Raw genomic sequence first — 13,909 nt, 5'->3', positions numbered from 1 at the left:
ACCTGAATGTTTGTATTCTCCACTAAGCAGGCGACCGAAACCGGGAACCTCGAAGCCAACATGGCTCAGTTCAATGAACTGACGTTCGCTCGTAATTCCAGCGCTCAGGCCGTGGCAGACTTTATTGCTCGTACCCGTGTTCGCGGTGAAGCGGCAAATGCCCCGGTGCTGGACGCAGTAAACGCAGTCGACGACATCCGCCGTCTGTACAAGGCCTATGACCAGACCGTGCTGAAGCAATTCGAACCGAACACCGAATTCACGCTGCTGAACGACCTGATGCCTCTGTCTCGTTCTGTTCGTCTTGAAGAGTCTGTGTACGAATACGCTCGCACCGGCGGCCGTGGCTGGGCGCACACCTCAATGTCCGGTCAGATTGGCGCTGCGCTGGATGCGAAGTCTTACACCTTCGATGGCACCATGGTGCCGATCCACGACAGCGGCTTTAAATTCAACTGGCGTGACCCGGTATTTAATAAAGGCTCAGCGCTCTCATCCCTGGCTGATGCTCAGGCCGGATCTGTTGATGATGTGCGTCGCCAGTATGTGGACTACATCTGGGAAGGCTTCCGTGATGCGGCCGGTAACTACATCAAATTCGATGACAAGACCTGGAAGGGTTTACGTCACGATGAGCGTGTGGCGCAGGTGACACTGACCGTAAACTTTGCAACCAGCACAGACCCGAAAGCCATGCGTGCCGCGGCGATCGCCCTGCGTGATGTCCTCAAGCTGCAAAACATGCAGTACGGCCAGCAAACGTGGTACGTCTCCAGCGAAATCATGTCCAACTGGGAACAGTATTTCGATGTGAACTCTCTCCGCACCGTACTGGAAGAGATCTCCAAGCTTTCAGGCATTGCGGCAATCAAAGAAGATGCTGAGCTGACCGGTAACGAAATCGTAATCGTGCCGCTGCAGGCTGGCGTGATTGCACCTATCGTCGGCCAGGCGTTCGGTACCGTCGCTGATCCGCGTCAGTTCTATAACTCAGATTACGTTTGGCGCACCTGGGGTGCTGCTGGCCTTATGGTCAAGCAGGACATCAACGGCCACTATTCTGTTATTCACGCTTCAAGCTAAGGAAACAACATGGCACTCGTAAAGGTATTGGTAGCAAACCTCTTTGCCGGTGCCAGCCTTCAAAAGCTGGAGGCTGGTCAGGTTTATGACGTTGATGACTCAATCGCTGAAAAGTGGATTGAGCAGGGCAGGGTTGAGAAATCCACTGAGAAGAAGGGTGAAAAGCTCGTCTTCGAAGTGGCTACGCCGTCTGCGCCGGTTGCATCCGGTGCATCCGATTTGCAGTCAAAACTCAACGAAGCCCTTGAGCAGCTGAAGCAGGCGCAGTCAGACGCAGAAGCAAAAGACAAGGCTCATGCCGACGCGCTGGCAGCAGAAACCAAACGCGCTGACGAAGCCGAAGCAGCACTGGCGGAAGCAATCAAGAAGGCGAAATAACCATGGCTGACCCAATCACAGCGGCAGACGTGCAGGCGTTCCTCGGTGAATTGGGTTACTCCATCCCGGGCGCGCTGCTGGAACCGATCCTCTGCGTGGTGAACAAGATTATCCCGTGCCTCGATGGCGCGGGGTATGACGAGTGCACTGCAAAACTGATCCTGATGTACGCCGCCGCTCTTATGGCTACGTCCTCCGGCGCGCGCCGCATCAAATCGCAGGGTGCGCCGTCTGGCGCGTCCCGTTCGTTTGAATATGGCGACGACAGCATCACATGGCTGCGCGACTCGCTGGCCCGTCTCGATACCAGCGGCTGCACCGGCGAGCTGCCGATCAGCGCTGGTAACAGTGTCGGTCTGTTCATGGTGGTCGGAGGCTGCTGATGACGTACAAATCAGTGAAGCATGGGCTGCCGCGTTCGTTCACCCGCGTCTGGGTGATGACCGACACCGGGCGGGAGACTACCGGCTACGTGAAATCGGACGGTGAGTGGTTCATCAACTGCCCGCGCATCCGGGCTACTGGCGCGAAGGTGCTGAGGTGGAAAGAATGACAGAGCGAGTAAAGAAAGCGAGCGATAGCCGTTTATCGTTCATGTGCCCTGGGTGCGGAAGTCGCCATGTGGTGCAGGTTGGCATTGGCAATGGTCCGCGATGGGGATGGAATGGCAGCGTTGATAAGCCGACGCTGACTCCAAGCGTTTTGGTTACTGGCTTCTTGCCCAGCGATGACCCAGAGGAGTTTGACGACGCCACGAAAGACAAACCGTTTACCTGCCATTCATTTGTGACAGATGGGCAGATTCAATATCTGAATGACTGTACACATAGCATGGCAGGCATGACGGTGCCGTTACCAGAGCTTTGAGGGGTGAGCGATGTCTACCGTTGCAAACTGGTCATACACAGCCACGGCAACCATCTGGCGCAAGCTGGAAGGAAATGATGAATACGGAGATCCGCTTGGCTATGCCGAACCTGAGCAAATCCTCTGTGATTACGAGGGCGGGCTCAGCAAGAAGTTAGCCAGCCTGGGCGCCGAAATCGTCGTTAAGAACACTGTCTGGACGGAGTTCGCGCTGGCGGCCGCAGGTGATTACCTGCTTATTGGCGTATCGACCGAGCTCGACCCGGTTGTAGCCGGTGCCGACGAGGTGCGGCAGGTTATTCGCTACGCCGACACGTTCGAGCGCCTGGCGGATGATTACGCCATCCTGACGGGAGTGTAGCCATGGGCATCAAAGTGAAAGGCATTAGCCAGGCGAAGAAGCATCTGAACGATGTCATCAACGATGTGAAGGGGCGCAAGGTAATTCGCGCGCTGCAGTCGGCGATGATACTTATCGGGGCGCGGGCTGCCTATTACACCCCGATCGACACCTCTACGCTGATTAACAGCCAGTTCCGCGAGATCGACGCTGGCGGCGTGTTCATCACCGGGCGAATCGGTTACTCAGCCAACTATGCCGCCTACGTGCATGAGGCGTCAGGCAAGCTGAAAGGTCAGCCGCGCGCGCACTTCGGCGTGACCAGCAACCGTTCTGAGTTCGGCCCGCAGAAACCGAAAGAGTTCGGCGGCGGGACCGGAACGGGCAATTACTGGGATCCGCATGGTGAACCGCAATTTCTGACAAAAGGCGCGAATGACGAGCGCGACAATGTCGACGCGGTGATGCGCAAGGAGCTTTCGCTATGACACCTATGATGCACGAGCGGGTGCGCAACATGTTCGGCGACGCCGGGCTAACGACCGGCTTCACGGTGCAGCAGCTGATGTACGACGACCCGGGAGATCTGTCGAAGGCGGTCATGGTATTCAGGCCCAATGGCGGCTCTGCGATAAGGTATGGATTGGGGACTGATTATTATGTCCTTGTCGATGTCGTAGGCGCAAAAGATAAGCGTAAAGAAGCACTCAACGCCGTGCGGCGCATCGTCGAGTACGTCCAGGATAACCCTATGGCTGATGAGTGCGTCGGCTACATCCAGAACATGGGCGCAATTCCCGCACCGGTTCTCACAGAAGAAGGGCGAATAGTCTTCCGACTCCAGTTCGCCTGCACTTACGGCGAATAGCCATCCCAACCAAATAACCCGCTCCGGCGGGTTTTCTTTTATACGTCAAAGAGGAGTTTCACATGGCTAATTGCCAGAACTCGAACGAGCGCCTGTTCGGCGGTGCGGTCGTGCTGGAAGTCGCCGATGGCTGCCCGGATGTCAAACCACTTGAGTCTGAGTGGAAGTCTCTGGCTGCAGGCACGTCTAAAGGCTTCGACTTCAACCCTAACACGGTTACCTCTGATGCGGATGACGGCGGCGGCTATGTCGAAACCATCATCACCAACAGTGATCTCACCTTCAGCTTTGAAGGTGAAGTGCGCAAAAAAGATAAGCTGGATCAGTACGGTGTAGGCAAGTTCATCAAGTATTTCTCGGGTGAGTTGAAGGCCAAGCGTCAGACAGGTATCTGGGTGCGAATGGAATATGGCCCCGTCGAATTTATCGGCTACATGAACATCACTGCACTGAGCTCTGACGGTGGTACCAACGATATAGTCACGTTCTCGACTGAGTTCAAAGTCGGTGATGCCAGCACCATCGAGGTGAATGAGATCAGCGATGTGGCAGTGACTGGCGTAACGGTAACTCCGGCAACCAGCACCGGCACGGCAGGCGGAACCAGCACCTTCACGGTGAACATCGCACCAAGCGGCGCTACCAACAAAGACTTCACTGTAGCGACTACCGATGCGACCAAGGCAACAGCTACCGCCTCCGGCAATACCGTTACCGTGACGCGTGTCGCCACTGGCAGCGCGCAAATCATCATCAATACCGAAGACGGCAACTTTGTGGCCGTGCATACGGTTACCGTTACCTAACGGACATTCCAAAGGGCGGCGTGCTGCCCTTGATAATGACCGTTTACTGGAAGGCCTATGACCGCTTTAACCGATATTGGCGAACTCTCTATCAGCGACAGCCGCGAAGGCGGGAAAGATTACCTGTTGCGACCTTCATTTGAGGCCATGACCAGGATCGGCACTCCGGAAGAGATTGTGCAGGCCTACGCCACCATACACGGCAATGATGTCGCTCAGCTGATTGAGGTGTGCGCAGGCGCGCTGTGGCGATTTCCTGAATGGCTGGCCCCATCATTCAATCGCGCTGCTGAGAAGCTGCTATCAACGAGCATGCTGGTGCTGCAGGCGTGCTGCGAGGAAGACCTTACGCCCATGATCGGCGAGTGGAAGGGGTGGCGGCACTGCGTCGTCTACCGACCCGGACAAATGCCGAAGAACGACATCATAGTGCTGGCGCAGCACCTCATGCAGCACGGAGTCGTCGGCAAAGCTAAGGTCCGCCAGCTGCAGCGCCACGAAACGGGCGCGAGAACGAACGAATTTAAAGCCTTCGACTACATCAGCGCAGCGCGCAGCCACTTTGAAATGAACCGCGCTGAAGCCTCTCAGTTAACGATGACCGAGTTCCAGATGCTGCTGGCGGCGAAATACCCGGACCAGAAAGGCTTCACTCGAGAAGAGTACGACAGCATCGCCGACGAGTACCTGGCTAAACAGGCTGCACGCAGGGCAAAAGCAAAGCAATAACCGGAGAATGACATGGCAGGTGAGAAGAACGCCGGTAGCATCGTGTATGAAATCAGCGCCGACGTTGAGCCGCTGCTGCAGGGCGGGAAACAGGCCATTGATGCTCTGGACAAACTGGATGCTGCAGCCCAGCAGTCCGGCAAGGGAATGGATAACCTCGACCAGAGTGCGTCCCAGACCGGGTCCGCGTTTACTGAACTGGCCGGCTACGCCAACTCCATGGATAACCAGCTGCGCAAGCTGAACACCAACGTGAGCGGAATTGCCCGCGCAATGGAAGAGGCCCGCAGCGGTACCGGTGGCGCGAGCAGTGAATTCAGCCGTGCAGAATCCATCATCGAGGCGCTGGGTAACCAGCTGGCTGTGCTGGATGAGGCGCAGGAGAATGGCGCGCGTAGTGCCGCAATACTGGCTGCACAGTTGCGCGCAGGGTCGAAAGCCACCGACGAAGAGAAGCAGAAGATCGGCGAATTGACCGGGCGACTGTTCGACATGAAAGGCGCTGCTGACACATCGATGGGCAGCAACAAGGGCTGGAAGTCCAGCATGCAGCAGGCCGGGTACCAGGTTCAGGACTTCATCGTGCAGGTGCAGGGTGGGCAGTCTGCGCTGGTGGCTTTCGCTCAGCAGGGTTCACAGCTTGCCGGTGCATTCGGTCCTGGCGGAGCTGTATTAGGTGCGGTAATTGCGTTGAGCTCAGTTATCGCTGGCGTTCTGATTACTTCGCTGAATGGCGGGAAAAACGCCATGGATGCGCTGAAAGAAGCAGCTGAAGCGATGGATAAAGTGATCACCATTTCCTCGCAAGGCGTGGCCGCTCTATCAGACAAGTATGCAGCACTGGCGCGTGTTAATGCTGACGTGGCTACTTTGCTGCGAAATCAGGCATTGCTCGAGTACAACCAGGCCATCTCAAAGATTCCGAAGGCCATTAGTGACGCGTCTGATGCTTTCATCACGTTAGGCGATCGCGCACTGGCGGCGGTAGGTGGGGCGTCTCCGAGCATCAAGAAATTCAACGATGAGCTTTCTGCGCTTGGTGTTACCACCACTGACTGGAGCCAGGCCATTCAGCAGGCCAACAGCCAGGGGCAATATGCCTCTGGCATTGTGAACTCTTTATCTTCAACGGTCAGCACACTTTCTTCTCGCCTTGGCATCAGCAAACAATCAGCGTTTGATCTGGCGAGAGAACTTTCAGACCTGAGCAATAACCCGTCCCCGGAAGCACTTCAGGAACTGGCGAAAAAACTCCAGGAAATGCAGTCATCATCCAAAGATGGGCAGTCAGCCATTGCTGAACTGGCTGGTAAACTTGTCGATTTGGCGAGAGAGGCGGCCAACGCGAAGATAAACGTCGACAGCCTGAACAAGTCCACCGACAACCTCACGGCCGGACAGAAGAACCTCATCAAGCAGTCAGAGCGCAACCTGGCGCTCTCGAAGTTGCAGGGCGAGGCCCGCGCGCGGCTGCAGGCGCAATACGCCGCTGAAGATGCCGGGTTTGCGAAGGATGATCCGCATGCCAAGCAGATGGAAGATGATGCTGCTGCTACGTACAAAAATACGCAGGCGCAGAAGACGCTTCAATCTGAGCAGAAGAAGGGAGCTTCCCAAGCTGATTCTATTGCCCAGAAGCTGGCGAACCTCAAACAGCAGTCAGAACTGGCGGCAGACTCAACGAATAAGCTGAGTCGCGAGCAGGCTATTCTGGCTGCCCAGCAGTCTCTTGGGAAAGGCGCCACCAAAGAGCAAATAGCTCTGGCCGGTCAGTATGCGGCAAAAAAATGGGACACAGCCAACGCCATCAAAGCTGAAGCTGCAGCCCAGAAGCTTCTCCCTGAAGCGGCTGAGAACGCCAGTTACAAACAGGATGTTGAGGATCTGAATACGGCGCTGGCCGCGAAGAAAATAAGCCAAGAGCAGTACAACCAGACCTCAGAACGACTGGCAGCAACACACCAGGCTAACCTCGCGAAAATTCAGGCTCAACAGGCCGTAACACCACAGCAGGAGGCTGTCGGCGGAGTTGACCCTGTTCAGCAGTTGGCTAACGAGAACGCCCAGAAACTCGCGCTTATTCAGTCATACGAGCAGCAGGGGCTGATTACTCACCAGAACGCCATGGCATTGCGTGCTGCAACTGACACGCAGTATGAGCAGGCGCGCATCGCTGCCCAGTGGGAGATTTTCCGTAACCAGAGTATGGGTAATGAGTTGCTGGCCGCGAGCTTTGACTCTCTCGCAGGCAATGCATCCAATGCCTTAACCGGCATCATCACCGGGAGCATGTCGGCGCAGGAGGCTATGCAATCTCTCGCCAGCAACGCCCTGAATAGCCTGATTAACGGCTTCGTTCAGATGGGCGTCGACTGGGTGAAATCTGCCGTCATGGGGGCTGCGGCGCAAACCTCTGCGATTGCCACCACTACTGCGGCTCAAACCGCAGGCTTAGCGACAACCACTGCGGCAAGCACTGCGGCGGCCACGACCACGATGGCTGTCTGGACCCCAGCGGCGGCCGTTGCCTCAATCGGTTCATTCGGTGGTGCTGCGGCTATCGGTATTGCTGCCCTTATCGCGGCTATGGCGATGGCTGGTGGTATTGCTGGCAAGCGTAAGAACGGCGGCCCGGTATCGGCTGGACGTACGTATCAGGTTGGTGAGGGCGGTATGCCTGAAATCTACCAGGCGTCGAATGGTAGCCAGTACATGATCCCCGGTGACAACGGAAAAGTCATCAGCAACAAGCAAATGAATTCCGGTGCCGGCGGTAGTTCCGTGCCTGTCACTATCAACATTCAGAACTATACCGGTGCAACTGTCGACGCGCAGGCGACCCAGAACGGCAATGGAGTGACGATCGATATGATTGTTGCCGATATCAGCCAGGGTGGGCGCATCGGCCAGGCTATCCAGCAAAATCACCAGGCACCACGCAAAGCAAGGGGATAACATGCCAATTCCGTACCCTGACTGGCTGCCGCTGGCCCAGAAAGGGAAATCGCCAACCACCGATACCGGATTTCGCGTCGACCAGCCGACGGTCGGCGCGCCGGTATTCCAGAAATTAACCGACGATCTGAAGACGTCTGTCTCCCTGACGTGGATATTCACCCAGGACCAGCACCGGGCATTCATGCAGTGGTTGCGCAGCCCGAACTACCTCGACAACTGCAATCAGTGGTTCACGATGCCACTCGGCACCGGAACAGGAGATACCGGCGTTGAGGTGCAGGAATTACACTTTCTCTCCTGGCCGTCATGGTCACAGTCCGGGTCCATCTTCACGTGGAGCGGTGATGTCATTGCGCGCGAGCTGGTTAACTCCGATGACGAGTTTGACGACATCATCATTGAGCTGCCGCCACCTTGGGCCTCCTGGCTGGACATCATTGTCACGGGCTATCCTGACGGGCGCGACCCGGAGAGTTTACCGAAGGTGCCATAATGCCGACGCTCAGAGAATTTCAGAGCCGAAGGCCAAACCGAATCCTGTACGAAACTATCACGTTTTACAGCCCGGTCTTTGGCTATATCAGGCTCGTTAATAACCAGATTTTCCCCAAAACGCTCGGCGGGCAGGTCTACACGCCTTGCCGCATGGAGTTAACCGAAAGCCAGCAGAGCAACACGCCGATCCTCGACAGCACCGTCAAATTTGGACGACTGGCGCAGGACTTTAAGCAGCAACTCAAGCAGTGGAAAGCCTACTCGCGCATCACGCCTATATCCGCAACTTATCAGCAATTTGACGCAGCCGACATGTCCACGGCCATCAAGTCATGGACGCTCTACGTCAGCGACTGCTCGATGGACGACAAGGACGTGACGTGCAGCCTGACGCGTGTTAACCCGCTTAACCGTAACGTAGGGCGGCTGTACACAGTCGAAGAATATCCGGGGCTCCAGAATGCTTAAAGACGATTTCCTATCGCGGGTTGAGGGCATCCACTGGAGTAACCGCGCCTGCAGCTTTGACGCTACTGACTGCTGGGGCCTGGTGGTCCTCTATTACCGCCACGTTCTGGGGATCGAAATTCACCAGACGGTGGATTACGAATCAGGGCGCGACTTCATGACGTGCTATGACTCTGATGTCGTGTTCTGGCGGCGTGCTGACACGTTCACCGATAACGGGATCTTCGTCGCCTGGGTTGGCAGCCAGCCTGTGCATGTCGGCCTGATTGTTGATGGTCGCGCGCTGCACAGCCGCGGGGAAAATGGACACGTCCGGTTCGACGCTATCCGGACAATACAGAAGCTATTCACCAGAGTGGAGTTTTACACCTATGCCGGTAATCGAGATTCAGCGCGTTCCGGGGATGCCGAAGGACCGGGCGATTGTTAAAGCCGGCACGTTATTTTCCGAGTGGCTTGAGCAGGAAAGTTTTCACCGCGATATTCGCATCAACGTTAACGGCAAAGAACTGCAACCAGATGATGAGCTGGAGTTTGCACTTCAGGACGACGACCGGGTAATAATTTTCGACCAGCCGAAGAACGGCGGTCTTGTCGGCACGTTGTTAAACCCTCTTGAGCACCTGAATCCGATCAAGTTCACCCAAAAGGTATTGTCTTCGCTGATGCCGAAGCCAAACACGAACGCCGGCGGTGGGAACAATAAGACCTCACCTAATAACAGCCTGAAGGGGCAGACTAACATCGCACGCAATGGCGAGGCGAAGCCGGACAATTTCGGCCAGGTCCGCTCTTTCCCTGATCTGGCTCAGGAGTCGCTCTTTGAATACATCAGCAACCTGAAATACATCACTGAGCTGATGGTGTTTGGCCTGGGGAAGTACGATGTAACGTCTGTTCGTTTCTCGGAGTCGAATCTTGGTTCTATGGCCGGTGCTAGCTACACCATTTACCAGCCAGGTGATGTCATACCGGTGGTAAATGAGGGATATCAGTTCGACGACGTCGACGGGCAGGAAGTGCCAGGCCTGAATGAAAGTGGCGATTTCCCGATCGAGACGGCGACGGCAAACACTGTCATCAGTGGCGTTTATGCCGGTGGACAGATTGCGATGAAAATCCTTAAACAGGCAGACTTCGACTACTTCGCCGACCTGACTTTCCCTCATCCGGTAACGTTCACTATCAACGTGACGTATCCGATCACCGGCGGAACCCGCACTGAAGACGTCACGCTTTCCGGTAGACTCATCAGTTTTGCTGAGACGAACGACGGCGCCGTTGTTAACCCGAAATATTACTACACGTTCACTTTCGACAACCTGAATGGCCCATCCATTCCGATTCAGGATGCGACTATCAACACGACGAAGTTCATTCTGAACGATAACGCCGCGCTGATCGTCGGTCCGTTCTTCTCGCCGATACCATCAAGCCAGCTGTGGCTGCATACGCAGTCCGGGCTCGGTGGGAACAGCGAAACGAACTGGGTGGTTAACATCTGGAAAGTCGACAATGACAACAACCTGATCCCCGGAACAGAGCAGACTTTTACGTACCAGCAGACGACGCCACACGACTACATGTCGGAGACGTTTAACCGAACTGACAAGCTTACCCCGGCGGGCGGGTTTGGGCGCTATGCGATCACCTTCCAGAGGACCGATAACAGCAGCGACGCGAGCAAGCTGCAGGTCGAAGAGATTCATGCGGTAAACGTCAGGACGAACGTCGTTCACGCTGAAGATTCGCTGGTAATGGTGAAAGTTCGGGCAACCGAGAATGCCTCAAGCGGTCGCGACAGGAAGTATAACGCGCTGATCACCCGCCACGTCATCAGCTACAACATGACGACGCAGCAGGTCGACTACACGCTCCGGCCATCGCGCAAGTTTGCAGATATTGCGCTGTTTAACTGGCTGGTGGTCGGGCAGCAGCCGGAGTCGAGCATTGATATTTATGGCCTGTACCAGATCCAGGCCGAAATCGACGCTACCGACCAGCGGCTGGGGTATTTCGATTACACCTTTGACGATGAGGATGTATCGCTCGGTTCGCGCATGGAGACCATCTGTGACGCTGCCAGCGTATCGGTTTACGACGACAATGGCGTGCTGTCATTCACCAGAGACAGCAAAAAGGCATCAGCGGCCACGATATTCAACCGCTCAAACACCAAACCTGATGGTTACTCGCTCTCCTACGACATGACGCTGCCTGGTGGTTACGATGGCGTAGAGGTGCAGTATCGCAACCCGGACACCAATAAGCAGGACTTTGTCCGGTACCGTATATCCGGCAATTCCATAATTGAAGGATCGCCGGCCAAAGCGAAAAAATTCGAAATGCTGTACGTCAGAAACAGGTTCCAGGCGGCGGAGCGCGCGCTTCGGGAATGCAGGCGGCTTATATACTCCCGTATGACGATGCAGGTAACGGCCATGGCTGACGGAGAGTGGGTAAACATTGGCGATATGGTTCAGGTACCTGACACATACGATACCAACCAGCAGGCCGGTTATATTGTGTCGCGGGTCGGAAACGACTTCGAGACGAGTGAACGCATCAACTTCTCCGGAACCATGTTTGTGCAGGTCACGGATTCGTACGGCGCCACCACAGCGCGATACCCGGCGTCTCCGCGTGCTGATACCGCTTTCGGCTTTACCGCTGCCATCCCTAACATTGATCTCAACCTGTTTGATGGTATCGATGTCCAGTCACCTTCCCGGTACGTCATTGCCACCTCACAGGAGCTCGATGCAGGGCAGTGGACTATCACGGCAAAGCAACCAGACGGAAAGGGAAGCACCGCATTAACCCTCGCTGAGTATAGCGATCTGATTTACCAATAAGACCCATCCCGATCACCCAGACCCGGCCACCGCGCCGGGTTTTTTATGGAATCAATATGGCTACTCAACCAACTCAAAACGCTGTACCAAGCGAATCACCCCGCGACCTGAAGTTTAACGCTGGAAAAATTGATGAGTTTGTCACTTCATTTGTTCAGCAATACATCGATCGTTTTGGCAAAGCGCACTATACGATTGAAGGTCTGAAGCAGTTAGTGCTTCAGCAGATATACAACCTTGGATGGAACCTGAGGGGTTCTTTCCAGGATGGCGGAACTGTGACGTCAGCTGGCGACCTTCTCCAGGATGAGAGCACGAATATTTGGTACCGCTGGGATGACCTCGAAACTTTGCCAAAAACCGTTCCTTCTGGTTCTACCCCGGCATCAGCTGGTGGTACGGGGGTTGGTAAATGGCAGCCGGTTGATGTAGCAGATGTCCTGCGTAAAGATCTGGCATCGTCATCACCCGGGAAGGGGGCTTCACTGGTTGTATTGGAAAGTGGTGATTCAGTCCAAAAGGCAATTAATAATATTTTGGCGATTCCACAGCGCTGCACACATGCTGCTAATTTATTAGCAGATGGAAGTTCTATCATTATTGAGTGCTTCGGTGACTCCACTATGTGGGGATCTATACCTGGCGCTACTACTACTCAGGACCCGAAAAACTCAGTTGCTGAGTTGCAGACAACGCTGAACCTTCTTTTCCCAGGAAAAGCCACTGTTCGCAATAAAGCATTACCTGGGACTAATCTCGAATCACTTCTAAATGGTACTGACGGTGGCCCCGGCACGTTTGATTCTCGAATGGCTGCCTCAGACGCGCTGGTTATATTCAGCAACCACTGCCTGAATGACTGTAACTCATATCAAAGCGATGAGCATGAGTATAAAGATAACCTTTATAAATGGGTGAATATAGTAAGGAAATATAACAAAATACCCGTAATAGTAACTCCAACCATCATCTCACCAACAGATGACGGCAAAGAATTCATGATGAAGCGCATGCCTGCATTTATTCAGGCGCAGCGTGATGTAGCTTCTGAGATGAATGTCGATTTGGTGGATAATTTCTACTACTCGTATAAAACATCGCGCATGTTTAAAGTTACTGACATAGCTGGTGATGGTGTTCATTTAACTCAGTCATCTTACCAGTCAGCTGGAAGAAACCTTGCCATCCCTCTGATTGAACCTCATTTTTTGAAAAGGCCAGGCGACCTTAGCGGTCTCGCGACATCGTACTGGAAAGATACGATTACAAATGCACGCGCTACCTTTAAAGTTGACTCACGATTTGGCTCTGTCTTGTCAGGTGATTCAATAGCTACGCCACAGAATATTTATTATCCAGTTGTTCTGGATAACCCGACCGACGATACAACGATCGCGATCGGAGGGTTGCAGGGCACCGGCGGCGGGTATGGCGTATTCACGTATTCAGGGGCCAACGGAGACGCAAGATTTAGCGGAATTATTGACTTTAAACGTTCAAATTCTCAGGATTATGACGCCTTATTTATCCCTAAAATATGTAAATTAGGGGCTGGATTGCATATTTTAGGCGTGCTTGCCAGTACAGGGCTTAATGGCCTTAACTTTACTTTCGGCGGGGCTATGCTTCTCCCGCGTAGAGAAGTCAGCACTGGCTATCCCGACGGAACAGGTAGAGCACAGTCAAGGTTAATTTGCACAGGAGATGAAATTCGTTTTTCTGCTTATTTTGCTAAAGATGCTACCAGCCAAGTCGCATTTTCATTAAAGGGAAATTTGTATACAGATACATCAAATTCACTTGTAATTAATAATGCTCTTGGCGTGCTAACCATGGTTGCTGGAGGTGTAACTACTAATATTGGAACGCTAACTCAAAGCGGTTTCCAGGATTGCAGGATAGTACTCAATGATGACCGGACAATTAGCGTTAGCGTTGGCGTATTTTCAGCCACATCGACAGCTATGAGCGCTTCCTTACCTACGTGCTACGTGTCTTCACCCGGAGTATACAGTGTAAGAAAACCATAGCGTAGTGATTTGACTGTGTTGTGATACATTGT

General features: G+C 54.2%; 16 protein-coding genes. All 16 read left to right on the top strand.

Annotation, left to right across the window (positions count from 1 at the left end):
• The first annotated feature begins 6 nt into the window (after positions 1-6).
• The 16 genes from SPH27_RS07915 to SPH27_RS07840 all read left to right on the top strand — a co-directional run bounded on the left by SPH27_RS07915 (position 7) and on the right by SPH27_RS07840 (position 13,877).
• Entirely contained in the window at positions 7-1,083 is a 1,077-nt protein-coding gene (locus SPH27_RS07915) for a major capsid protein (protein WP_063159380.1), read from the top strand.
• A gap of 9 nt (positions 1,084-1,092) precedes the next feature.
• The gene (locus SPH27_RS07910) at positions 1,093-1,461 is read left to right on the top strand and encodes a hypothetical protein (protein ID WP_322435638.1); all 369 of its coding nucleotides are present in this window, start codon (positions 1,093-1,095) and stop codon (positions 1,459-1,461) included.
• Between the two features lie 2 nt (positions 1,462-1,463).
• Positions 1,464-1,844 (top strand): hypothetical protein, encoded by a 381-nt coding sequence (locus SPH27_RS07905; protein WP_006808952.1) that lies wholly within the window; start codon positions 1,464-1,466, stop codon positions 1,842-1,844.
• Entirely contained in the window at positions 1,844-2,014 is a 171-nt protein-coding gene (locus SPH27_RS07900) for a hypothetical protein (RefSeq protein WP_013097716.1), read from the top strand. Before SPH27_RS07905 ends, SPH27_RS07900 begins: the two co-directional genes overlap by 1 nt.
• Positions 2,011-2,328 carry a DUF6527 family protein gene (locus SPH27_RS07895; RefSeq protein ID WP_322435637.1) on the top strand — a complete coding sequence of 106 codons (318 nt, stop codon included), beginning with the start codon at positions 2,011-2,013 and terminating at the stop codon, positions 2,326-2,328. Before SPH27_RS07900 ends, SPH27_RS07895 begins: the two co-directional genes overlap by 4 nt.
• A gap of 10 nt (positions 2,329-2,338) precedes the next feature.
• A complete protein-coding gene (locus tag SPH27_RS07890; protein ID WP_322435636.1) occupies positions 2,339-2,689 on the top strand; it encodes a hypothetical protein in 351 nt (116 codons plus the stop codon).
• Between the two features lie 2 nt (positions 2,690-2,691).
• The gene (locus SPH27_RS07885; protein ID WP_046619674.1) at positions 2,692-3,156 is read left to right on the top strand and encodes a hypothetical protein; all 465 of its coding nucleotides are present in this window, start codon (positions 2,692-2,694) and stop codon (positions 3,154-3,156) included.
• Entirely contained in the window at positions 3,153-3,536 is a 384-nt protein-coding gene (locus SPH27_RS07880) for a hypothetical protein (protein ID WP_322435635.1), read from the top strand. Before SPH27_RS07885 ends, SPH27_RS07880 begins: the two co-directional genes overlap by 4 nt.
• A 62-nt stretch (positions 3,537-3,598) precedes the next feature.
• Positions 3,599-4,342: an Ig-like domain-containing protein gene (locus SPH27_RS07875; RefSeq protein ID WP_322435634.1), complete on the top strand. Its 744-nt coding sequence runs from the start codon at positions 3,599-3,601 to the stop codon at positions 4,340-4,342.
• Between the two features lie 57 nt (positions 4,343-4,399).
• Positions 4,400-5,071 carry a DUF6246 family protein gene (locus SPH27_RS07870; RefSeq protein ID WP_322435633.1) on the top strand — a complete coding sequence of 224 codons (672 nt, stop codon included), beginning with the start codon at positions 4,400-4,402 and terminating at the stop codon, positions 5,069-5,071.
• A gap of 12 nt (positions 5,072-5,083) precedes the next feature.
• Positions 5,084-8,026: a tail protein (tape measure) gene (locus SPH27_RS07865; protein ID WP_322435632.1), complete on the top strand. Its 2,943-nt coding sequence runs from the start codon at positions 5,084-5,086 to the stop codon at positions 8,024-8,026.
• A gap of 1 nt (position 8,027) precedes the next feature.
• The gene (locus tag SPH27_RS07860) at positions 8,028-8,522 is read left to right on the top strand and encodes a hypothetical protein (protein WP_150182561.1); all 495 of its coding nucleotides are present in this window, start codon (positions 8,028-8,030) and stop codon (positions 8,520-8,522) included.
• Positions 8,522-8,992, top strand: coding sequence for a hypothetical protein (locus tag SPH27_RS07855; protein WP_032657161.1), 471 nt, complete (start codon positions 8,522-8,524; stop codon positions 8,990-8,992). Before SPH27_RS07860 ends, SPH27_RS07855 begins: the two co-directional genes overlap by 1 nt.
• Positions 8,985-9,422: an NlpC/P60 family protein gene (locus SPH27_RS07850; RefSeq protein WP_322435631.1), complete on the top strand. Its 438-nt coding sequence runs from the start codon at positions 8,985-8,987 to the stop codon at positions 9,420-9,422. Before SPH27_RS07855 ends, SPH27_RS07850 begins: the two co-directional genes overlap by 8 nt.
• Positions 9,364-11,847, top strand: a complete 2,484-nt coding sequence (locus SPH27_RS07845; RefSeq protein WP_322435630.1) for a host specificity factor TipJ family phage tail protein — start codon at positions 9,364-9,366, stop codon at positions 11,845-11,847. The genes SPH27_RS07850 and SPH27_RS07845 overlap by 59 nt, the downstream gene beginning before the upstream one ends.
• 56 nt (positions 11,848-11,903) lie before the next feature.
• The gene (locus SPH27_RS07840) at positions 11,904-13,877 is read left to right on the top strand and encodes a GDSL-type esterase/lipase family protein (RefSeq protein ID WP_322435629.1); all 1,974 of its coding nucleotides are present in this window, start codon (positions 11,904-11,906) and stop codon (positions 13,875-13,877) included.
• Positions 13,878-13,909 lie beyond the last annotated feature (32 nt).

Source organism: Enterobacter sp. A103 (assembly GCF_034427535.1).
Taxonomy (GTDB): Bacteria; Pseudomonadota; Gammaproteobacteria; order Enterobacterales; family Enterobacteriaceae; genus Enterobacter; species Enterobacter asburiae_B.
The sequence above is the reverse complement of the archived record's forward strand: the minus strand, read 5'-3'. Positions and strand labels throughout refer to the sequence as shown.

Bases quoted from the DNA above. Each gene is read 5' to 3' on its own strand.
- SPH27_RS07915 (WP_063159380.1), top strand. From the start codon at position 7: ATGTTTGTATTCTCCACTAAGCAGGCGACCGAAACCGGGAACCTCGAA.
- SPH27_RS07910 (WP_322435638.1), top strand. From the start codon at position 1,093: ATGGCACTCGTAAAGGTATTGGTAGCAAACCTCTTTGCCGGTGCCAGC.
- SPH27_RS07905 (WP_006808952.1), top strand. From the start codon at position 1,464: ATGGCTGACCCAATCACAGCGGCAGACGTGCAGGCGTTCCTCGGTGAA.
- SPH27_RS07900 (WP_013097716.1), top strand. From the start codon at position 1,844: ATGACGTACAAATCAGTGAAGCATGGGCTGCCGCGTTCGTTCACCCGC.
- SPH27_RS07895 (WP_322435637.1), top strand. From the start codon at position 2,011: ATGACAGAGCGAGTAAAGAAAGCGAGCGATAGCCGTTTATCGTTCATG.
- SPH27_RS07890 (WP_322435636.1), top strand. From the start codon at position 2,339: ATGTCTACCGTTGCAAACTGGTCATACACAGCCACGGCAACCATCTGG.
- SPH27_RS07885 (WP_046619674.1), top strand. From the start codon at position 2,692: ATGGGCATCAAAGTGAAAGGCATTAGCCAGGCGAAGAAGCATCTGAAC.
- SPH27_RS07880 (WP_322435635.1), top strand. From the start codon at position 3,153: ATGACACCTATGATGCACGAGCGGGTGCGCAACATGTTCGGCGACGCC.
- SPH27_RS07875 (WP_322435634.1), top strand. From the start codon at position 3,599: ATGGCTAATTGCCAGAACTCGAACGAGCGCCTGTTCGGCGGTGCGGTC.
- SPH27_RS07870 (WP_322435633.1), top strand. From the start codon at position 4,400: ATGACCGCTTTAACCGATATTGGCGAACTCTCTATCAGCGACAGCCGC.
- SPH27_RS07865 (WP_322435632.1), top strand. From the start codon at position 5,084: ATGGCAGGTGAGAAGAACGCCGGTAGCATCGTGTATGAAATCAGCGCC.
- SPH27_RS07860 (WP_150182561.1), top strand. From the start codon at position 8,028: ATGCCAATTCCGTACCCTGACTGGCTGCCGCTGGCCCAGAAAGGGAAA.
- SPH27_RS07855 (WP_032657161.1), top strand. From the start codon at position 8,522: ATGCCGACGCTCAGAGAATTTCAGAGCCGAAGGCCAAACCGAATCCTG.
- SPH27_RS07850 (WP_322435631.1), top strand. From the start codon at position 8,985: ATGCTTAAAGACGATTTCCTATCGCGGGTTGAGGGCATCCACTGGAGT.
- SPH27_RS07845 (WP_322435630.1), top strand. From the start codon at position 9,364: ATGCCGGTAATCGAGATTCAGCGCGTTCCGGGGATGCCGAAGGACCGG.
- SPH27_RS07840 (WP_322435629.1), top strand. From the start codon at position 11,904: ATGGCTACTCAACCAACTCAAAACGCTGTACCAAGCGAATCACCCCGC.